The 21,671-nt window shown below is 58.4% G+C and carries 14 protein-coding genes; 5 read left to right on the forward strand and 9 right to left on the reverse strand.

The genetic code is table 11. The features are described 5' to 3' along the window. Positions 1-231: 231 nt before the first annotated feature. Genes mfd through ACQ4OB_RS11070 form a run of 3 tightly spaced genes read left to right on the forward strand, consistent with a single transcriptional unit; the run spans position 232 to position 6,971 of the window. Positions 232-3,681, forward strand: coding sequence for a transcription-repair coupling factor (gene mfd, locus ACQ4OB_RS11060; RefSeq protein ID WP_430955683.1), 3,450 nt, complete (start codon positions 232-234; stop codon positions 3,679-3,681). Between the two features lie 10 nt (positions 3,682-3,691). After that, the gene (locus ACQ4OB_RS11065) at positions 3,692-4,270 is read left to right on the forward strand and encodes a CsiV family protein (protein ID WP_430955684.1); all 579 of its coding nucleotides are present in this window, start codon (positions 3,692-3,694) and stop codon (positions 4,268-4,270) included. A gap of 10 nt (positions 4,271-4,280) precedes the next feature. Then, on the forward strand, positions 4,281-6,971 hold the full coding sequence (locus ACQ4OB_RS11070) for an SNF2-related protein (protein ID WP_430955685.1): 2,691 nt from the start codon (positions 4,281-4,283) through the stop codon (positions 6,969-6,971). Positions 6,972-7,109: 138 nt separating this feature from the next. On the opposite strand, the gene ACQ4OB_RS11075 is transcribed toward ACQ4OB_RS11070, so the two are convergent. The 3 genes from ACQ4OB_RS11075 to ACQ4OB_RS11085 form a co-directional block, all read right to left on the reverse strand. Continuing rightward, the gene (locus ACQ4OB_RS11075) at positions 7,110-10,415 is read right to left on the reverse strand and encodes an SNF2-related protein (protein WP_430955707.1); all 3,306 of its coding nucleotides are present in this window, start codon (positions 10,413-10,415) and stop codon (positions 7,110-7,112) included. A 68-nt stretch (positions 10,416-10,483) separates the two neighbouring features. Continuing rightward, positions 10,484-11,482 carry a beta-N-acetylhexosaminidase gene (gene nagZ, locus ACQ4OB_RS11080; RefSeq protein WP_173860483.1) on the reverse strand — a complete coding sequence of 333 codons (999 nt, stop codon included), beginning with the start codon at positions 11,480-11,482 and terminating at the stop codon, positions 10,484-10,486. 170 nt (positions 11,483-11,652) lie between these two features. Beyond that, positions 11,653-12,360: a TetR/AcrR family transcriptional regulator gene (locus tag ACQ4OB_RS11085; RefSeq protein ID WP_074875128.1), complete on the reverse strand. Its 708-nt coding sequence runs from the start codon at positions 12,358-12,360 to the stop codon at positions 11,653-11,655. A 229-nt stretch (positions 12,361-12,589) separates the two neighbouring features. Here ACQ4OB_RS11085 and lexA point away from each other — a divergent pair, with 229 nt between their 5' ends. Together lexA and sulA are read left to right on the forward strand one after the other, a co-directional pair. Next, positions 12,590-13,198: a transcriptional repressor LexA gene (lexA, locus tag ACQ4OB_RS11090; protein ID WP_007933171.1), complete on the forward strand. Its 609-nt coding sequence runs from the start codon at positions 12,590-12,592 to the stop codon at positions 13,196-13,198. Positions 13,199-13,208: 10 nt separating this feature from the next. Beyond that, the gene (gene sulA, locus ACQ4OB_RS11095; RefSeq protein ID WP_008151409.1) at positions 13,209-13,682 is read left to right on the forward strand and encodes an SOS-induced cell division inhibitor SulA; all 474 of its coding nucleotides are present in this window, start codon (positions 13,209-13,211) and stop codon (positions 13,680-13,682) included. Positions 13,683-13,776: 94 nt separating this feature from the next. On the opposite strand, the gene ACQ4OB_RS11100 is transcribed toward sulA, so the two are convergent. The 6 genes from ACQ4OB_RS11100 to fadB form a co-directional block, all read right to left on the reverse strand. Next, a complete protein-coding gene (locus ACQ4OB_RS11100) occupies positions 13,777-14,010 on the reverse strand; it encodes a hypothetical protein (protein ID WP_008151412.1) in 234 nt (77 codons plus the stop codon). A gap of 154 nt (positions 14,011-14,164) precedes the next feature. Then, positions 14,165-14,689 carry a DUF6586 family protein gene (locus ACQ4OB_RS11105; protein ID WP_074875126.1) on the reverse strand — a complete coding sequence of 175 codons (525 nt, stop codon included), beginning with the start codon at positions 14,687-14,689 and terminating at the stop codon, positions 14,165-14,167. Positions 14,690-14,830: 141 nt separating this feature from the next. After that, a complete protein-coding gene (gene topA / locus ACQ4OB_RS11110) occupies positions 14,831-17,464 on the reverse strand; it encodes a type I DNA topoisomerase (protein WP_074875124.1) in 2,634 nt (877 codons plus the stop codon). A 114-nt stretch (positions 17,465-17,578) separates the two neighbouring features. Then, positions 17,579-17,815, reverse strand: a complete 237-nt coding sequence (locus ACQ4OB_RS11115) for a DUF1653 domain-containing protein (RefSeq protein ID WP_007933188.1) — start codon at positions 17,813-17,815, stop codon at positions 17,579-17,581. Between the two features lie 99 nt (positions 17,816-17,914). Next, positions 17,915-19,090, reverse strand: a complete 1,176-nt coding sequence (fadA, locus tag ACQ4OB_RS11120) for an acetyl-CoA C-acyltransferase FadA (protein WP_046047846.1) — start codon at positions 19,088-19,090, stop codon at positions 17,915-17,917. A gap of 29 nt (positions 19,091-19,119) precedes the next feature. Then, positions 19,120-21,267, reverse strand: a complete 2,148-nt coding sequence (gene fadB / locus ACQ4OB_RS11125; protein WP_430955686.1) for a fatty acid oxidation complex subunit alpha FadB — start codon at positions 21,265-21,267, stop codon at positions 19,120-19,122. Positions 21,268-21,671 lie beyond the last annotated feature (404 nt).

Below are 21,671 nucleotides of genomic sequence, written 5' to 3' on the forward strand. Positions count from 1 at the left end.
CTGCAACGCAGTCATTTTTTCGGAGACATCGCTGTCTTGTCTGTAACCCTCCGTAACACCCAATCGTTTTGCCACTACATATTCGGTCTTTTTTACTAAAAAACGGGCCGATTTTGTCTTTACCACTACATTTCGCCCAACCTGCGTAATAGACACATCTGCAACTGACAGGCGGCACCCGGGACCGCTACAATTACCGACTTTGTCGCAACGCTTGGAGCTCAACCTTCCGTGCCCGTTCTGCGTCTACCGCTTCTCCCTGCCGCGGCAGGTAAACAGCACTGGGGCAACCTGCCCGGTGCCGCCCTGAGCCTGGCCATTGCCGAGGCCGCCAGCGCTGCCAAGCGCTTCACCCTGCTGCTGACCGCCGACAGCCAAAGTGCCGAACGGCTGGAACAGGAGCTGAGTTTCTTCGCCCCTGATTTGCCGGTGCTGCATTTCCCGGACTGGGAAACCCTGCCCTACGATCTGTTTTCGCCGCACCAGGACATTATTTCCCAGCGCATCTCCGCGTTGTATCGGTTGCCGGAGCTGAGTCATGGCGTTTTGGTCGTGCCGATCACGACGGCCCTGCATCGCCTGGCGCCGACCAAATTCCTGCTCGGCAGCAGCCTGGTGCTCGACATCGGTCAGAAACTCGATGTCGAGCAGATGCGCACCCGGCTTGAGGCCAGCGGCTATCGATACGTCGATACCGTCTACGAGCATGGCGAATTTACCGTGCGCGGCTCGCTGATCGATCTGTTCCCGATGGGCAGCAAACTGCCTTTCCGAATTGACCTGTTCGACGACGAAATCGAGACCCTTCGTACCTTCGACCCGGAAAACCAGCGCTCCATCGACAAGGTTGAAACGGTTCGCCTCCTGCCAGCGAGAGAATTTCCGCTGCAAAAGGATGCGGTCACCCGCTTCAAGGCGCGCTTCCGCGAGCGTTTCGATGTCGACTTCCGTCGCTGCCCGATCTTCCAGGACTTGAGCAGCGGGATTACACCGGCCGGTATCGAGTACTACCTGCCGCTGTTCTTCGACGACACTTCCACGCTGTTCGATTACCTGCCCCAGGACACGCAAGTGTTTTCCTTGCCGGGTATCGAGCAGGCGGCGGAAAACTTCTGGAACGACGTGCGCAATCGCTATGAAGAGCGTCGCGTCGATCCGGCCCGTCCTTTATTGCCGCCCGCCGAGTTGTTCCTGCCGGTGGAAGATTGCTTCGCGCGCCTGAAAAACTGGCCGCGCGTGGTTGCCAGTCAACAGGACGTGGAAACCGGCGTCGGCCGCGAGCGCTTCCCCGCTCGAGAGCTGCCGAACCTGGCCATCGAAGCCAAGGCCACCCAACCGTTGGCGGCGCTGGCGGGTTTCCTCGACGAATTTCCCGGTCGCGTGCTGTTTACCGCCGAATCCGCGGGCCGTCGTGAAGTGCTGCTGGAATTGCTCGAACGCCTGAAGCTGCGGCCGAAAACCGTCGACAGCTGGCCGGATTTCGTCGCGAGCAAAGAACGCCTGGCGATCACCATCGCGCCGCTCGACGAAGGCCTGGTGCTCGACGACCCGGCGCTGGCCCTGGTCGCCGAAAGCCCATTGTTCGGTCAGCGCGTGATGCAACGCCGTCGCCGCGAGAAACGCGCCGACGCCAACAATGATGCCGTGATCAAAAACCTCACCGAGCTGCGCGAAGGCGCGCCGGTGGTGCATATCGATCACGGCGTCGGTCGCTATCTCGGGCTGACGATCCTGGAAATCGACAGCCAGGCCGCTGAGTTCCTGACCCTCGAATACGCCGAAAACGCCAAGCTGTACGTGCCGGTGGCCAACCTGCATCTGATCGCCCGCTATACCGGCAGCGACGATGCCCTGGCCCCGCTGCACCGTCTAGGCTCCGAGACCTGGCAGAAAGCCAAACGCAAAGCTGCCGAACAGGTGCGCGACGTGGCCGCCGAGTTGCTCGACATCTATGCCCGCCGCGCCGCTCGCGAAGGCTATGCGTTCGCCGACCCGAAAGCCGATTACGCGACCTTCAGCGCCGGTTTCCCATTCGAAGAAACCCCGGACCAGCAAACCACCATCGACGCCGTGCGCGCCGACATGCTCGCGCCGAAACCGATGGACCGCCTGGTCTGCGGCGACGTTGGCTTCGGCAAGACCGAAGTGGCGATGCGCGCCGCGTTCATCGCGGTACACGGCGGTCGTCAGGTGGCGATTCTGGTACCGACCACCCTGCTCGCCCAGCAACACTACAACAGCTTCCGCGACCGCTTCGCCGATTGGCCGGTGAGCGTGGAAGTGATGAGCCGCTTCAAATCGACCAAAGAAGTGAATGCGGCGGTCGCGGACCTGGCCGAAGGCAAGATCGACATCGTCATCGGCACGCACAAGCTGCTGCAGGACGACGTAAAAATCAAAAACCTGGGGCTGGTGATCATCGACGAAGAGCACCGTTTTGGTGTCCGTCAGAAGGAACAGCTCAAGGCGCTACGCAGTGAAGTCGATATCCTGACCCTGACCGCCACGCCGATTCCGCGCACGCTGAACATGGCCGTGTCGGGCATGCGCGATCTGTCGATCATCGCCACGCCGCCGGCCCGTCGCCTGTCGGTACGCACGTTCGTCATGGAGCAGAACAAGAGCACGGTCAAAGAGGCCTTGCTCCGTGAGCTGTTGCGTGGCGGTCAGGTCTACTACCTGCACAACGATGTGAAAACCATTGAGAAATGCGCCGCCGACCTCGCCGAACTGGTGCCGGAAGCACGGATCGGCATCGGCCACGGGCAGATGCGCGAACGCGATCTCGAACAAGTAATGAGCGACTTCTACCACAAGCGCTTCAACGTGCTGATCGCCTCGACCATCATCGAGACCGGCATTGACGTGCCGAGCGCCAACACCATCATCATCGAACGCGCCGACAAGTTCGGCCTGGCGCAGCTGCACCAGTTGCGCGGCCGGGTCGGTCGCAGTCACCACCAGGCTTACGCTTATTTGCTGACGCCGCCGCGCCAGCAAATCACGCCTGACGCCGAAAAACGTCTGGAAGCGATCGCCAATACCCAGGACCTCGGCGCGGGCTTCGTGCTCGCCACCAACGACCTGGAAATCCGTGGTGCCGGCGAATTGCTCGGCGATGGGCAGAGCGGACAGATCCAGGCTGTCGGTTTCACCCTGTACATGGAAATGCTCGAGCGCGCGGTGAAGTCGATCCGCAAGGGCGAACAACCGAACCTCGACCAGCCGCTCGGCGGTGGTCCGGAAGTCAATCTGCGGGTACCGGCGTTGATTCCCGAGGACTATCTGCCAGACGTACACGCCCGACTGATTCTCTACAAACGCATCGCCTCGGCCACCGACGAGGAAGGCCTCAAGGACTTGCAGGTGGAGATGATCGATCGTTTCGGTCTGCTGCCGGAGCCGACCAAGAACCTGATGCGCATTACCGCGCTGAAATTGCAGGCCGAGCTACTGGGCATCAAGAAAGTCGACGGCGGCCCGCAAGGTGGCCGAATCGAGTTCGCGCCGCAAACACCGGTCGACCCGCTGACGCTGATCAAGTTGATCCAGAGCCAGCCAAAACGCTACAAATTCGAAGGCGCTACGATGTTTAAATTCCAGGTGCCGATGGAGCGCCCGGAAGAGCGCTTTAATACTGTAGAGGCGCTGTTTGAGCACCTCATTCCGAAAACTGCTTGAAGGACGCCGCATGCGCCTGTTCCGCTCACTGACCTCGTTGACCATGTTATTAACAGCGCTGGTCACCCCTACGGCATTTGCCGATGACTTGTATCAGATTGAAATGATCCTGGTCCGCCAAAACGCCGTGCCCGCTATCGTCAGCCGCGCCGCGCCGGAAGACTGGGCGGCTGGAGCTCAGCCCATCAGCCCCGACAGCCTGCGCACACCAAGCCTCAATGCTGAAGTGGAAAAACTCACCGCCAGTAATGAATACACGGTGTTGCTGCACAAGGCCTGGCAACAGAACCTTGGCGAAGAGGCCAGCAAAGTTGCGATCAGCGAGGGCAAGGAACAGTTCGGCCAGTTCCCGATCGAGGGCACGCTGAGCATGAAACTGGGGCGTTTCACCGACGTCGACGCCGACTTTTGGGTTAACCAGATCGACGCCAACGGCATGGTCACCGCCAGCGAACGCATGAAACAGGAAAGCCACACCAAGAACGGCCAGTTGAACTTCCTCGACAATGGCCACTTGGGCCTGTTGATCAAGATCACCTCGCTCACCTCCCCTGCGCCTCGGCCAGTCCCCGAAGAAATTCCGGACTGATTGAGTCCTTATGTCAGCGACCCTGAGCAAACCCCTGGCACCTTCCTGGGTCAGCCGATTCAAGGAACAGAGCCTGGAGCGTGGCCGTCGCTACGCTTTGGAGAACCGCGTCAGGATCATCGAGGCCGGGGACGCCACCATCATTGCCGTCTGCGAGGGCTCTGGCGGCAATGTTTACCGTCAGACCATTCGCCTGCGCGAGTCAGCCAAAGCCACGTTGCTGATGATCGACGCCACCTGCACCTGCCCGGTTCACAACAACTGCAAACACTGCGCAGCGGTGCTACTGAAAGTGCAGGAAACCCTGGCCTACCCCGCCGCCGCGCAAGACGCCGAGCTACTCGAGAAACTTCAAGCCGTACTGGAAAACCGTAGCCCGAAGCCCCCGCAAGTACTGGTGGATAACGTGCAGCCGGTGCCGCGCTTGTGGCTGGCGAGCATCGAGTTCAGCGCCTTCGAACCGCGTAACGGCAAGATGCAACGTTACATTCAGCATCGCGCGGCGTTGTCATTCGGCTATCTGGATGAATACGTTTCTGGACAGAAGAACGCCGACATCCTGATTCGCCAGGAGACGCAAACGCTACGGATAAAACGCCACCCGGAAGTCGAACAGACCTACAGGGAGCAACTGCGAATCCTTGGCTTCAAGGTCGCCACCCGGCAAAGCAAAGCCTTGCCGGAAAGCGCCGGCGAACTTTTCGAGATGGTCAACGACAGCGCCTGGCTGACCTTCACCCTCAATGAACTGCCGAAGCTGCGCACCCAGGGTTGGGAGTTGCAGATCGACGAAGACTTCGGCTTCGACCTCACCGCCGTGGACGATTGGTACGCCACCGTAGAACAGGCGCCGGAGCGTGACTGGTTCGATCTGGAGCTGGGAATCATCGTCAACGGCGAACGGCTGAGCCTGCTGCCGATCCTGCTGAACCTGATGCGTTCTCACACCGAGATCCTCAACCCGGAACGCCTTGCACGACGGCGCGACGACGAGTTGATCCTGGTGAACATCCCCAATCGCCCGAACTCCGAGCACGGGCCGTTGCAAGTCGCCCTGCCCTTCGGCCGATTGAAACCGGTGCTGGCGACCCTCGGCGAGTTCTACCTGCAAGGGCCTGGCGAAACGACGCTGCGCCTGAGCAAGGCCGATGCCACGCGCCTGAATCCGCTGGAAGACCTGCCGCTGCTTTGGGAGGGCGGCGAGCAAATTCGCACCTTTGCCCAGCGGCTGCGGGACATCAAGGACTTTACCTCGACTGCACCGGAAGGCCTGAACGCGACCTTGCGCCCCTATCAGCTGGAAGGCTTGAGCTGGATGCAGTCGTTGCGCCAACTGGAAGTCGGCGGGATTCTCGCGGACGACATGGGGCTGGGCAAAACCCTACAGACCCTGGCGCACATTCTCAGTGAGAAGAACGCCGGACGCCTTGATCGGCCGTGCATGGTGGTAATGCCGACCAGCCTGATCCCCAACTGGCTGGATGAGGCGGGGCACTTCACGCCGCAACTCAAAGTGCTGGCGCTGTACGGTGCCAGTCGCAAAAAGCATTTCGACACGCTGGCCGATTACGACCTGATCCTGACCACCTATGCGCTGCTGCCCAAGGACGTCGAACGTCTCGCCGCGCAACCTTTGCACGTACTGGTTCTGGACGAGGCGCAGTACATCAAGAACCCCAACAGCAAGGCCGCACACGCCGCCCGCGAATTGAATGCCCGTCAGCGTCTGTGCCTGAGCGGCACACCACTGGAAAACCACCTGGGTGAGCTATGGTCGCTGTTTCACTTCCTGCTGCCCGGCTGGCTGGGTGACGTGAAAAGCTTCAACCGCGATTACCGCGTGCCAATCGAAAAGCGCGGCAGCGAAGTACGACTTCAGCACCTCAACGGTCGGATAAAACCGTTCCTGCTGCGTCGAACCAAAGAGCAAGTGGCGACCGAGTTGCCGCCGAAAACCGAAATCATCCATTGGGTCGAGCTCAACGAAGCCCAGCGTGACGTGTACGAAACCATGCGCCTGGCGATGGACAAGAAAGTCCGCGACGAGATCACCCGCAAGGGCGTGGCGCGCAGCCAGATCATCATTCTTGAGGCGCTGCTGAAGCTGCGCCAGGTTTGCTGCGATTTGCGCCTGGTCAACGATGCCACCCTGCCCACACGCGGCAGCACCTCGGGCAAGCTCGACAGCCTGATGGAAATGCTTGAGGAATTGTTCGATGAAGGTCGACGGATCCTGCTGTTCTCGCAGTTCACTTCGATGCTGTCGTTGATTGAAGATGAGCTGAAAAAACGCGGAGTCGATTATGCGCTGCTGACCGGGCAGACCCGCGACCGGCGCGCACCGGTCAAAGACTTCCAGAGCGGCAAGCGTCAGATCTTTCTGATCAGCCTGAAGGCGGGTGGCGTCGGCCTGAACCTGACCGAAGCCGACACGGTGATTCACTACGATCCATGGTGGAACCCGGCGACGGAAAACCAGGCCACTGACCGAGCGTATCGCATTGGCCAGGAGAAACCGGTGTTCGTCTACAAGATGATTGCCCGGGGCACGGTGGAAGAGAAGATTCAGCATCTGCAGAAGGAAAAATCCGACCTGGCGGCTGGCGTGCTGGACGGACGCCAGACCGGGGACTGGAAGTTGCAGAGTGATGATATTGAAGCGTTGTTTGCGCCACTGCCGGACAAGCTGGAAAAGCGCTGAGATAGTCGCCGCCTGGTAGGTCGCTTTCGCGAGCAAGTCGATCGCCTCACCGCCGCTCCCACAGGGTTAACCTCAACCCTGTGGGAGCGTGGCTTGCCCGCGATGGGGTCACCTCGTATTGACTGAAGAAATCAGCTATCAGGACCTGGGTTCAGGCAACGGCGCAAACAACGCTTCAATGTCACTCTGCTCAAGCTTCCACCCTCCGGTCGTCCCACCTTCAAGCACAGCCCCGGCCAACGCCGCCTTCTCCTGTTGCAGTGCCTGTATTTTCTCTTCCACCGTGCCCTTGGCAATCATCTTGTAGACGAACACCGGTTTGTCCTGACCGATCCTGTAAGCACGATCGGTGGCCTGGTTTTCAACAGCAGGGTTCCACCACGGATCGAAGTGAATCACCGTGTCGGCCGCTGTCAGATTAAGCCCCGTGCCACCCGCTTTCAGACTGATCAGGAACAACGGCACCTTGCCGCTCTGGAAGTCTTTGACTGGCGTGCGCCGATCAGTCGTTTCGCCAGTCAACAACGCATAGCCGACGCCACGCTGCAGCAATTCCTCCTCAATCAATGCAAGCATCGAAGTGAACTGCGAAAACAGCAAAATCTTGCGTCCTTCACTGAGTAACTCCTCCAGCATCTCCATCAAACCGATCAACTTGCCGCTGCCCGCACGAAGTGCTTTCGCCGTCAGGGACATTTTGACCAGCCGCAGATCGCAGCACACCTGACGCAACTTCAGCAAAGCGTCGAGGATGATGATCTGGCTACGCGCAACGCCGCTGCGGGCAATTTCATCACGCACCTTTTTGTCCATCGCCACGCGCACGGTTTCATAAACATCCCGCTGCCCATCGCTGAGTTCGATCCAATGCACGATTTCGGTTTTTGGCGGCAACTCGGTGGCGACCTGTTCTTTCTTGCGGCGCAACAGAAAGGGCTTTATGCGGGCAGTCAGGTGCTGCATCCGTTCGCTATTGCCGTGCTTCTCGATCGGGGTGCGGTAGTCACGATTGAAGGTTTTACTGTCGCCCAGCCACCCGGGCAACAGGAAGTGAAGCAGTGACCATAGCTCGCCGAGGTGATTTTCCAATGGCGTGCCGGACAGGCACAAACGCTGCCGGGCCTCCAGATCACGGGCAGCCTGGGCAGCTTTGCTGAGCGGATTTTTGATGTTCTGTGCTTCATCGAGAATCAGTACGCTCCAGACCTGTGGTTGCAAAACCTCAAGATCGCGCGGCAATAACGCATACGTGGTCAGCACCAGATCGTATTCGGCAAGGTTGATGAAATCCTTTTGCCGAGTAGCGCCATGCAGCGCCAGGACTTTCAGCTGCGGAGTGAAACGTGCCGCTTCGTCGAGCCAGTTGGGAATGAGGCTGGTCGGCATCACCGCAAGTGCCGGAACATCGAGTCGCCCTGCCTGCTTCTCGACGAGTAAATGAGCCAGTGTTTGCAGGGTCTTGCCCAGGCCCATGTCGTCGCCAAGAATACCGCCAACCTCAAGCTCACGAAGAGTCTGCATCCAGTTCAGACCTTCAAGCTGATAAGGCCGCAATGTGGCGTTGAGGCCTTCCGGAACAGCAACGTTCGCCTGAGTCGATTCACGCAAGCGTTTGGCGAAACTGCGCAAGCGCTCACCGCCCTGCCAGACCAGCGGCAACCCCTCCAGCTCGCTCAGTCGCGCCGCATCAGGAGCGCTCAAGCGTAACGAGGCGCTGCTGCTCCCCCCCAAATACAACTCACCGAGCGTTGCCATCAATGGTTTGATTCGTCCCAGGGACAGCGCAATTTTTATACCTGGCTTGGCACCCAACTGCCCACTGTTGAGATCGATCAGCACTTGATCGTCATCGTCACGCATGGCCAGCTCTGTCGGGTTCAGCAGCTGCGGCTGTCTGCGCAACAATTGCAGCAGGATGGGCAGCAAACTGTGGCGCTCGCCATTGACTACGACCCCCAACTGCAGATCGAACCACTCGCGCCCCGGAGATTCCTCGACATCGGCATACCATTCATCTACGGGCTGCACATTGAAATGAAAGCTCTCATCGATACGGATCTGCCAATTTGCCTCTCTGAGCGCCGGGACTACGGACTGCACAAAAGTCAGCCAAGCCGAGTCGTCCGGCAAATCGAACATTTCGCCCGCACTGTCGGGTAGCGCATCACATTTACGGGTGGCCTTTTTGAAGCCCTGTTTTTGCAAAGCTTGGCGCAAGGCTTTTTCAGCCACGGTTTTGCGTTGGATGCGCTGGGTTTCGGTGCCGGACAGTATCAGTACTTCTGAGGATTTTTTGTCCGCCGCCACGTGCCCGTTATAGGTAAACGCCAAAGCCGCGCGATGTTCAACTTCATGCTTCCAGTTCCTGTAACGGTTAGTGCTTGCAAGCGTCAGGAAGGCTTGGGGTTCGACGTCATCGACGATCCGCTCGGTCAATGCATGCGGTGGAGGCACGACTCGAGTTACAGCACTCATCCGATGGCTGAACTGCATGGCCTGAGGTGCGGGAATGTCAGGGACCAATGACAGATGGCAGGCCAGCTTTCCGTCTAGCTCGCTAAGCAGCGGCCCAACTTCCAGCCGTTCGCGATCCAGGTAGTACAAAGGTTCCAGCGCCAGAACCGTTTCTTCAGACGCTTCCTCACTACGCCACTGAGGACGGAAGCTGCCGCTGAGTTGCTCGGTCCAGGCAAACTGCCCAGACCTGCTCTTTCCAGCTACCAGCGGCTGCAATTGTTCGAAATCGAGATACAGGCGTGAGGTTTTTAATGCCAATTGAAGAACTTCGGCGCCACTGCTGCCCTGCAGGGGATAGCCGCTGTAAAACGAATGTTGGGAGTGGACGGCGACCAGCAATCTTGCGATTCGCAAGTCAAGCTCCGACAGATAGCCGGGCTCGCGCATCAGTGCATCTGACGGCGAGTACACCGATTTGATGTCCTGCAAGCGGCCATCCTTGAGCTGACGAGCCTTGTAGATTTCCAGCAACCACTTGCCTGTGGTGGACGTTGCTTTGAGTTTGTATACCCAGCAAGTGCCAGCGCTCTGCGCAGCCCCCTCGCGATCTGGAACGTCGTGGGGAATATCATTGAGCCAACGCTCCAACTCACGATTCAGTTGAACCGAGGCAGTGCTTTTGAACGAGTCCATCGGCAGTTCTTGCAAGTTGTAAAGCACGGTTGCGCAGTGCTTGCAATTGATCACCACCGGACACGAACAAGAACAAACCAGCTCAAAATCACCATTAGGGTCTTCGATGAGTTCAATGGCTTGTTCGTAAATATTCCCTTGGGAACCTTTGCAGATGGCGAGAACGAGAGCGTCCTCGATTTCGCAGATTTGCACCCGGTTTTCTACAGCGTATCTGCGAGCCTTATCCAGAGCACGATGACTGAACTCCTCCGCCCATGACAGTTCTTGAAGTTGCTCAATAATTGCCAGCATCATATTTACACTTCTGAAAGTGATCGCAGTTCGCAGGTATCAAAACTCAGCATGTAAGCCGAAAGGTCTCAATCGATCAGTTGAGCATCTTTGAGCGCGCCCACGGCTGTCAGCCAGCGAGGATCCTGACGGTATTCAGTGCTGGCGTACGACTGGCCGCGCATCCGCGCAATGCGCTCGGACGGCTTTACCTTCAGGCGCTGGGCGGCGCTCAGGGCCAATTCAGCGGCCGCGCGATCGTTGCACACCAGGCCCATGTCGCAACCGGCCGTCAGCGCCGCTTCGATACGGCTGGCAGCATCGCCGACTACGTGGGCACCGGCCATGGACAGGTCATCGCTGAAGATCACGCCGTCAAATTGCAGTTCGCCACGCAGGATGTCCTGCAACCAGCGGCGGGAGAAGCCGGCAGGCTGCGAATCGACTTGCGGATAGATCACGTGGGCCGGCATGACTGCAGCCAATTGCTTGCTCAGTCGGGCGAACGGCACCAGGTCATTGGCGCGGATTTCGTCGAGACTGCGTTCATCAACAGGGATTGCAACGTGGGAATCGGCCTCGGCCCAGCCGTGACCGGGAAAGTGCTTGCCGGTGGCGGCCATCCCGGCGCTGTTCATGCCGCGAATGAAGGCTCCCGCCAGCAACGCTGCACGTTCGGGATCACCTTCGAATGAACGGGTGCCGACCACAGCGCTGCGCTGGAAGTCGAGGTCCAGCACGGGAGCGAAACTCAGATCGAGGCCGACGGCCAGCACTTCAGTCGCCATGATCCAGCCGCACTGCTCGGCGAGGTACTCGGCATTCGGGTTGTCAGCGATGGCGCGCATGGCTGGCAGGCGTACAAAACCCTGACGCAAACGCTGAACCCGGCCGCCCTCCTGGTCGACTGCCAACAGCAGATCGGGACGAATGGCGCGGATTGAGGCGCTCAATTCGCGCACCTGACGCGGGTGTTCGATATTGCGGGCGAAAATGATCAGGCCGCCCACTTCGGGCTGGCGCAACAATTGGCGATCTTCAGCCGTCAGCCAGGTACCGGCGACGTCCACCATCAACGAGCCTTGCAGGCCAGCAGTCATAGAGATTCCTTGATAATGATAAATCCGGCTCGCACAAAATCGCCGCCATGGGCAATGCCCGGCAGGTCGGCGATACAAATGGGGAGCGGGTTCAAAACGAGAGTCGGCATGGGCGGCTAGCTTAGCGGATGTCAGCTGCCGCGCCCACCCGTGCGCAGTTAAACCTTGGCGACGGCCGGGGTCGATTTGCTGCGTGGACGCAACTGCGCGGTGGCCATGGCCGTGTCGGTGACCCCGGTTTCGGCGCGCATGCCAGCCGCCAGGAACGGCACCATCAGACGCATTACTTGCTCAATGGAGGTGTTGACGCCGAAGTCGGTCTCGGCAATTGCGCGCAGGGCCTTGATACCGGACATGCTGAATGCGGCGGCACCGAGCATGAAGTGCACGCGCCAGAACAACTCGATCGGCGGGATACGCGGCGCAGCTTCGTTGACCAACATCATGTAGCGGCGGAACACCTTGCCGTACATGTCTTCCAGATAACGCCGCAAGTGCCCTTGGCTCTGACTGAAAGCCAGGCCCAGCAATCGCATGAAAATCGACAGATCGTTGCCGCTACGTGGCTGCACCACCAGAGCTTGCTCGACGAGGATTTCCAGCAGCTCCTCTAGCGTCGGCTTGTTCTCCGGCTTGGCCTGACGCCGCTCGAGCTCTTTATCGAGGCTCAAGCAGAACGGCCCGAGAAAGCGCGAGAAAACTGCCTGGATCAAGGCCTTCTTTGAACCGAAGTGATAGTTCACCGCCGCCAGATTGACACCGGCCTTGCTGGTGATCAGACGCAATGAGGTTTCAGCAAAACCTTTTTCCGCGAACAATTGCTCGGCAGCATCAAGAATGCGTTCAACGGTTTCCGACTGGGCCATGGCTACTCCGCCTGACAAACACTTGTTTGAAACATACGTTTCAGCCCAGGCCTTGTCAAGCCTGACGGTTCGTTTTGGGAATGGCCGGTCAGCTATTTAACCATACAACTCGCAAGCGTGAATCAGCGTGCTCATCGACCGTCTGGCGGTCGGCAAAAAAAGGAGCATTGCCAAGACCGTTTCACTGTATATAATCCCAGTCACTGTATAAAAAGACAGAGCGATCATTATGCTAAAGCTGACGCCACGCCAAGCAGAGATTCTGGCCTTCATCAAACGCTGCCTCGAAGACAACGGCTACCCACCCACCCGCGCGGAAATCGCTCAGGAACTGGGCTTCAAGTCACCCAATGCGGCAGAAGAACATCTCAAGGCGCTGGCCCGCAAGGGAGCGATCGAGATGACACCCGGTGCTTCCCGTGGCATTCGCATTCCCGGCTTTGAAGCCAAGGCCGACGAGTCCACCTTGCCGATCATTGGCCGAGTGGCTGCCGGTGCTCCGATCCTAGCCCAGCAGCACATCGAAGAGTCTTGCAACATCAACCCGTCGTTCTTCCATCCTCGCGCCGACTATCTACTTCGGGTTCATGGCATGAGCATGAAGGATGTAGGCATTTTCGACGGTGACCTGCTGGCAGTGCACACCACCCGAGAAGCCCGCAACGGCCAGATTGTAGTAGCTCGGATCGGCGACGAAGTGACCGTCAAGCGTTTCAAGCGCGACGGCAGCAAGGTCTGGTTGATCGCCGAAAACCCTGAATTCGCCCCTATCGAAGTGAACCTGAAAGATCAGGAACTGGTGATCGAAGGCTTGAGTGTCGGCGTCATTCGCCGCTAAAGGAGGCTTTATGCAGTTCCCACATACATCACAACAAGCCCAACTGCCGTTGTTCGAGGCTTTCATGGTGCAGCCATTGGCGCCGATCCTGAAAGATGTGGTCGAGTCACCCTGGAGCGCCGAGCCCGAAGTCTTCAGTGAGCTGTCGCTGCGTGGTGCCGCCGGGAACTGCCTGAACCTTCTGGCGCCGATTCTCAGGGAACTGAGCCAGGACCAGGACGCGCGCTGGCTAACGCTGATCGCGCCACCCGCCAGCCTGACCCAGGCCTGGTTGCGGGACGCCGGCCTTAACCGCGAACGCATCCTGCTGCTGCAACCGCGCGGCACTCAGAGCGCACAGCAACTGACCTGCGAGGCCTTGCGCCTGGGCCGCAGCCACACGGTGGTCAGCTGGCTCAACCCTTTGAGCACAACTTCACGGCAACAGCTGATCAGCGCCGCCCGGATCGGGGACGCACAAAGCCTGAATATTCGATTGGGTTAACTGACAAACAATGCGCGCGTTGAACAACGCGGGGCTTCTCCAAGGATAGAGAAGCCAAACTGTAGCGAGATCAGCAAAAAACCGACGGGCGGGATCAATGAAGAACCCGAGACGCCTCGTCTGTATTGAAATCGCCTTCAACCAAGCGTCCGGCCATCTGAACGCCGACGCTCAACATCGCCTTGGCGACTTCCACGTGCTGACCCTGCAGAAACGCTTTGGCATCCTCGGAGAAATCCAAAGTAACCAGAGAACCCTCGTCCTCAGCCCTGCGCAGCTCAATACGGCCGTCTGGTAACTCGACAATTTCTAGAAAGGACGTTGGCATAAAGGTCTGTTCTCCACGAAAGGCGGGGATTATATAGGCATCGGCCAGGCTTCGCTCGGGATCTTGACCAGATGCCATCATATAGAGAAAGGTCCGACAGCTCTCAGACCTGAACGGACAACCCACCGGGCCATCCATTATTCCGCTCTATCCTTCAGCACTCGTTCAGGCCTTCACGAAACCGAATCGCCAGTCCCTTGAGATTCTGACGCCAGCTCTCCAGCTCTTCCCGGCTCAGCTCCTGCGGAGCCTCTTCTTCATCCAGGTTAACGGCCAGGATCAGCGGCTGCGTCACGTCCCCCTTAGGCTTGTGCGGCGCCCGAGGCGGCTGAAACAGCGCAGCATGAGCTGCCAGCAGTTTAGCCAGCCAGGTTTCCGGATTATTGGCCAACTCGACCATCTCGGCCATTTCCGGAATCGCGATGGCTTCAAGTACTTCACGCGTCAGCAGCAACTCGGCCCGAGGCGCGTTGGCTTGAGGCAAGCGATAGAAACCGGCGATTTCATGGCACAGCCCAAGCAATGCACCGTAAAGGTGAAATAACGCCGATTCACGTCCGGCCTGGATCAGCGCCAGGGAATTCATCGCCCGCCCCTCTTCGGCTCTGGCGAGCGCTTCCAGCGACAGGCCGGCGAAGTAAATCTTCTGGTTGGTACGGGTATAGAGTTCGTGGGCCATGACGGCAGCCTCCACAACGAAATAATTGCTTCACGCAGGTCAGACAGTGTCGTGGATCAGCTCCGCTTCCCGCAAGCACAAAACAAAAAGGCCGCATGAAAACCCGAGGGCTGTCATGCGGCCTTTTGTGTTCAGCGCCTTTTAAGCCTTGGCAGTCTTCGCCGGGCGCTTGTCTTCAACTGTCCACTTGCCGCCGTCGTAGTAGGCTTTCCAGCCAGTCGGCTTACCCTCGACTTCAGTCTGCACGTACTGCTCTTTGGTTTTACGGCTATAACGGATCACCGCAGGCAGGCCGTCCGGATCTTTCTTCGGCGCTTCGCAGAGGAAGTGGTACTTCGGATCGATCTCATCTTTGTGCGGCACAATTTCCATGACCAGCGGAGCACGGGTCTCGCGGTTTTTCGGGAATTGACTGGCCGCCAGGAACAGGCCGGAAGCACCGTCGCGCAGGATGTAAGTGTCGTTGACCTTTTCGCATTTCAGCTCAGGCATCTTCACCGGATCCATCTTCGGCGGTGCTGCATCACCGCTTTTCAGCAGTTTGCGGGTGTTCTTGCACGTCGCATTGGTGCAACCGAAGAACTTGCCGAAACGGCCGGTCTTGAGCTGCATCTCGCTGCCGCACTTGTCGCACTCCAGGCTCGGACCTTCGTAGCCCTTGATGCGATAGGTGCCCTCTTCGATTTCGTAGCCAGAGCAATCCGGGTTGTTACCGCAGATGTGCAGCTTGCGTTTCTCATCCAGCAAGTAAGCGTCCATCGCCGTGCTGCAGATCGGGCAGCGATGCTTGCCACGCAGCACCAGCGATTCCGATTCACCTTCATCGTCCGCCGCGATTTCGTCGCCCGGCACCAGGTTGACCGTAGCCTTGCAGCGCTCTTTCGGCGGCAGGCTGTAGCCCGAGCAGCCGAGGAACACGCCGGTCGATGCGGTGCGAATCTGCATCGGACGACCGCACAACACACACGGAATATCAGTCATTACCGGCTGATTGGCGCGCATTCCGCCTTCGGCGCTTTCGGCTACTTCGAGCTTCTTCTTGAAGTCGCCATAAAACTCATCGAGTACGTTCTTCCAGTCGCGCTCACCCTGGGCCACGTCATCGAGGTTCTCTTCCATGCCGGCAGTGAAGCCGTAGTCCATGAGATTGGAGAAGCTTTCGGCCAGACGTTCGGTAACGATGTCGCCCATTTTTTCCGAGTAGAAACGACGGTTGTGCAGCGCAACGTAGCCACGATCCTGGATCGTCGAAATGATCGCCGCGTAGGTCGAAGGACGACCGATGCCGCGTTTTTCCATTTCTTTAACCAGGCTCGCTTCCGAGTAACGCGCCGGCGGCTTGGTGAAGTGCTGGGTCGGATCAAGCTTGATCAGCTTCATCGCGTCGCCCTGAGCCATGTCCGGCAACACGTCGTCATCGCCAGGCTTGGCAATTTGCGGCATGACGCGGGTGTAACCGTCGAATTTCAGGATCCGTCCTTTGGCACGCAACTCGAAATCGCCGGCACCGACGGTGACAGTGGTCGACAGGTATTGGGCCGGCAGCATCTGGCAAGCGAGGAACTGGCGCCAGATCAGCTCATAGAGCCGCTCAGCATCGCGCTCCATGCCCGACAGCTTGCTTGGCTCGGTATTGGCATCGGAGGGACGAATCGCTTCGTGAGCCTCTTGTGCGCCTTCCTTGCTGCTGTAGACGTTCGGGTTTTCCGGCAGGTACTTCTTGCCGAACTCGCCTTCAATATAAGTACGCGCCATCGTCACGGCATCAACCGAGAGGTTGGTGGAGTCGGTACGCATGTAAGTGATGTAGCCGGCTTCGTACAAACGCTGGGCCATCATCATGGTTTTCTTCACGCCGAAGCCCAGGCGGTTACTCGCGGCCTGTTGCAGGGTGGAAGTGATGAACGGTGCCGACGGCTTGCTGCTGGTCGGTTTGTCTTCGCGCTTGACGATGCTGTAGCTGGAAGCCTTGAGCTTTTCCAGTGCGGCCATGGCCTGGGTTTCGTTCAGCGGCTTGAAGGCTTCGCCTTTCTCGCGCGCCACATCAAAACGCACAGTCGCGCCCTTGGCGGTGCCGAGGTCGGCATGAACTTCCCAGTACTCTTCCGGGTTGAACGCGCGAATTTCACGCTCACGCTCGACCACCAGCTTCACGGCAACCGATTGCACGCGACCGGCGGACAGGCCACGGGCAACTTTGGCCCACAGCAGCGGCGATACCATGTAACCCACCACGCGGTCGAGGAAACGACGCGCCTGCTGGGCGTTTACACGGTCGATGTCCAGCTCGCCCGGCTTGGAGAAGGCTTCCTGAATCGCCTTCTTGGTGATTTCGTTGAACACCACGCGCTTGTAGCGGCTGTCATCACCACCGATGGCTTCGCGCAGGTGCCAGGCAATGGCTTCCCCCTCGCGATCCAAGTCGGTTGCGAGATAGATGGTGTCAGCATCTTTGGCGAGCCGTCGTAGCTCTTCGATGACCTTTTCCTTGCCCGGGAGGATCTCGTACTTGGCTTTCCAGCCATGATCGGGATCGACACCCATGCGCGAGACCAGCTGCTTGCGCGCCTTCTCTTTCGGCGTGAGCACCGGACCTTCACCCGCGGCGGCCTTGCCGCGCTTGGCGGCGGGCTCTTTGCTGGCGCTAGCCGAACCGCTGGTGGGCAGGTCTCGGATATGGCCGATACTCGACTTCACCACGTATTGGTTACCCAGATACTTGTTGATGGTCTTGGCCTTAGCCGGGGATTCCACAATGACCAGCGATTTGCCCATGGATCAGAAAATTCCTGAATTCTAGAAGTGAAAGGCGGTTGGCGCCTGACGCGGCACCGCTATATATAGTGGCTACAAGGTGAGGTCAAGCGCAGGGTTCTGCGCGCACTCCCCTTATGGCTGCGGAAATATGCTCGGTTCGGCTTGCACCAAAGCAAAGCGTGGCACCTGTTCGCCGTCAACCTCGACCGACTCCAGGAACATGCTCAAGGGGCGCACCCAAAAGCCGTAATCGCCATACAGGGCTTGGTAGAACACCACTTCTTCTTCGGTTTCCGAATGCCGCGCAACACTGAATACACGGTACTGCGGACCTTTGTAATGTTGGTAGAGCCCAGGTTGTATCGGCATGGTTTGGCCCTCGCTCAAATCTTTTCAAAATAAAAACAAAAATAAATTCAGAAAAACAAAAACCGGGGCACTTGGCCCCGGCTTCCTTCGACGAAACGCTTAAACGCGTTCGAAGACGGTGGAGATGCCTTGGCCGAGACCAATGCACATGGTAGCCACCCCGAAGGTGCCGCCATTTTGCTTCATCACGTTCAGCAGAGTGCCGGAGATACGCGCACCGGAGCAACCGAATGGGTGACCCAGGGCAATCGCACCGCCGTGCAGGTTAACCTTCTCGTTCATCTTGTCGAGTACTTTCAAATCTTTCAGCACTGGCAGGGCCTGTGCGGCGAAAGCTTCGTTGAGCTCGAAGAAGTCGATATCGTTAATGCCAAGACCCGCGCGCTTCAGTGCTTTTTGTGTGGCCGGTACTGGACCATAGCCCATGATCGCCGGGTCCACACCTGCCACTGCCATCGAACGAATCACCGCCATAGGCTGAATGCCCAGGTCCTGTGCACGCTGCGCCGACATCACGATCATGCACGAAGCACCGTCGGTGATTTGCGACGAAGTACCGGCTGTCACGGTGCCGCCCTTAGGGTTGAAAGCAGGCTTGAGAGCCGCCAGGCTTTCCAGGGTGGTTTCCGGACGAATGGTTTCGTCATAGTCGAACAGTTTCAGGAAACCGTTCTCGTCGTAGCCCTGCATCGGGATGATTTCGTCTTTGAACTTGCCTTCCAGTGTCGCCTTGTGAGCGAGCTGGTGGGAGCGCACGCCGAAAGCGTCCTGTTGTTCGCGACTGATGCCGTGCATTTTGCCGAGCATTTCTGCGGTCAAACCCATCATGCCCGAGGCTTTCGCCGCGTACAGGGACATGTGCGGGTTCGGATCGACACCGTGCATCATGCTCACGTGACCCATATGCTCGACGCCGCCAACCACGAACACGTCACCGTTGCCGGTCATGATCGCTTGCGCAGCAGTGTGCAGAGCGCTCATCGACGAACCACACAGACGGCTGACGGTCTGGCCGGCAGCGGTGTGCGGGATCTGAGTCATCAGGGACGCCATGCGAGCGATGTTCCAGCCCTGCTCCAGGGTCTGGTTCACACAGCCCCAGATCACGTCTTCGACTTCGCCCGGATCAACCTTGACGTTGCGTTCCAGCAATTTGCTGATCAGGTGCGCCGACATGTCTTCAGCGCGGGTGTTGCGGTGCATGCCGCCCTTGGAGCGGCCCATCGGAGTACGACCAAAGTCGACAATCACGACGTCTCTAGGATTCAAGCTCATATATTCACTCTCACTCTAGTTGGAGGCGCTTAACCGAAGAACCGCTGGCCGGTTTTGGCCATTTCGCGCAGTTTTGCGGTCGGGTGGTACAGCGCGCCCAAATCAGCGTACTGGTCAGCCAGGGCAACGAACTCTGCAACACCCATCGAATCGATGTAGCGCAGCGCACCGCCACGGAATGGAGGGAAACCGATACCGTAGACCAGGCCCATGTCGGCTTCTGCAGCGGTTTCGACAATGCCGTCTTCCAGGCAACGCACGGTTTCCAGGCACAGCGGGATCATCATCCAGTTGATGATGTCTTCGTCGGTGACTTCACGCTGCTCGAACACGATTGGCTTAAGCACTTCCAGTACCGACGGATCGGCGACTTTCTTCTGCTTGCCGCGTTTGTCAGTCTCGTAGGCGTAGAAGCCCTTACCGTTTTTCTGACCCAGGCGCTTGGCTTCGTAGAGCACGTCGATGGCCGAACGACGGTCGTCTTTCATGCGGTCCGGGAAACCTTCAGCCATCACGTCGCGACCGTGGTGACCGGTGTCGATGCCGACCACGTCCATCAGGTACGCCGGGCCCATTGGCCAGCCGAATTTTTCCATGACCTTGTCAATGCGGACGAAGTCCACGCCGGCGCTGACCAGCTTGGCGAAACCGCCGAAGTACGGGAACAGCACGCGGTTGACCAGGAAGCCCGGGCAGTCGTTGACGACGATCGGGTTCTTGCCCATTTTCTTGGCGTAGGCAACGGTGGTGGCAACGGCCACTTCGCTGGACTTCTCGCCACGGATTACTTCAACCAGCGGCATCATGTGCACCGGGTTGAAGAAGTGCATGCCGACGAAGTTTTCCGGACGCTTGAGGGCTTTGGCCAGCAAGCTGATGGAAATGGTCGAGGTATTGGACGCGAGGATGGTGTCCTCTTTGACCTTGCCTTCGACTTCAGCCAGAACGGCTTGCTTGACCTTCGGATTCTCGACAACGGCTTCGACGACCAGGTCGACGTGACCGAAATCACCGTAGGACAGGGTCGGACGAATGCCATTGAGCACTTCGGCCATTTTCGCCGGGGTCATGCGACCTTTATCAACGCGGCCCACCAGCAATTTGGCAGCTTCTGCCAGACCTTGCTCGATGCCGTGCTCGTTGATGTCCTTCATCAGGATCGGCGTACCTTTGGAGGCCGACTGATAAGCGATACCGCCGCCCATGATGCCAGCGCCCAATACGGCAGCCTGCTTCACTTCCTTGGCGATTTCGTCGTAGGCCTTGGCCTTTTTCTTCAGCTCCTGATCGTTCAGGAACAGCCCGATCAAGCTCTGCGCGGCAGAAGTCTTGGCCAGTTTGACGAAACCATTGGCTTCGACTTCCAGCGCCTTGTCGCGACCGAAGTTCGCGGCTTTCTGGATAGTCTTGATCGCTTCGACCGGTGCCGGGTAGTTCGGGCCCGCCTGACCGGCCACGAAACCCTTGGCGGTTTCGAACGACATCATCTGTTCAATGGCGTTGAGCTTGAGCTTTTCGAGCTTCGGCTGACGCTTGGCCTTGTAGTCGAACTCGCCGGAGATGGCGCGCTTGAGCAGTTCCAGAGCAGCTTCCTGCAGCTTCTCAGGGGCAACCACTGCGTCGACTGCGCCGACTTTCAGCGCGTCTTCAGGGCGGTTTTCCTTGCCGGCGGCAATCCATTCGATGGCGTTATCGGCACCGATGATGCGCGGCAGGCGCACGGTACCGCCGAAGCCCGGGTAGATGCCCAGCTTGACTTCCGGCAGACCGATCTTGGCCTTGGTGGACATGACGCGGTAGTCCGCCGCCAGGCACATTTCCAGACCGCCACCCAGGGCGATGCCGTTGATCGCGGCGACAGTCGGGACGTTGAGGTCTTCGAAATCGCTGAAAATCTTGTTGGCTTCCAGATTGCCAGCAACAAGCTCTGCATCAGGCAGCTTGAAGTTCTCGACAAATTCGGTGATGTCGGCGCCGACGATGAACACGTCCTTGCCACTGCTGACGATCACACCCTTGATCGAAGCATCTGCCTTGATGGTGTCTACGGCCTGACGCAGTTCGTTCAGGGTTAGACGGTTGAACTTGTTGACGGACTCACCCTTGAGGTCGAATTTCAATTCGACGATGCCACTTTCAAGAGCCTTAACCGTGATGGCTTTACCTTCGTAAATCATCAACTGATCTCCACGATATGGAAGCTGAACAGTACACGTCGGACGCAGGCGAATGGTTCGGCAGGGACGTTTAACGTCAATGCTACGCCCATTCACCCGGCACACCCGCCAACGCGATAGTCGGGATTCTGTAGGAGCGGTCTGTAATACAAACGCTCAATTCATACGCCCGTTTGATTTGGGTACGTCACCTTCACGGAATTTCCGACAATTGTCAATCGCCCAAAATACTGGTTGAAACGCGACTTTCCGGTCATTTCCGTACCGCGAAGCCCTGCAACACGCGTCTGCATGTAAGGCCATTCATAGGATCAATAGTTAGAAAAGTCGCCCTAATTCGCTGCAGCCTTTGTTTAACAAGCTACGCTGGCGGGACCTTGTGGAAAAAAACATGAACGCTTTTG

The sequence above is a fragment of the Pseudomonas sp. ES4 genome (genome assembly GCF_050586665.1).
GTDB lineage: Bacteria > Pseudomonadota > Gammaproteobacteria > Pseudomonadales > Pseudomonadaceae > Aquipseudomonas > Aquipseudomonas frederiksbergensis.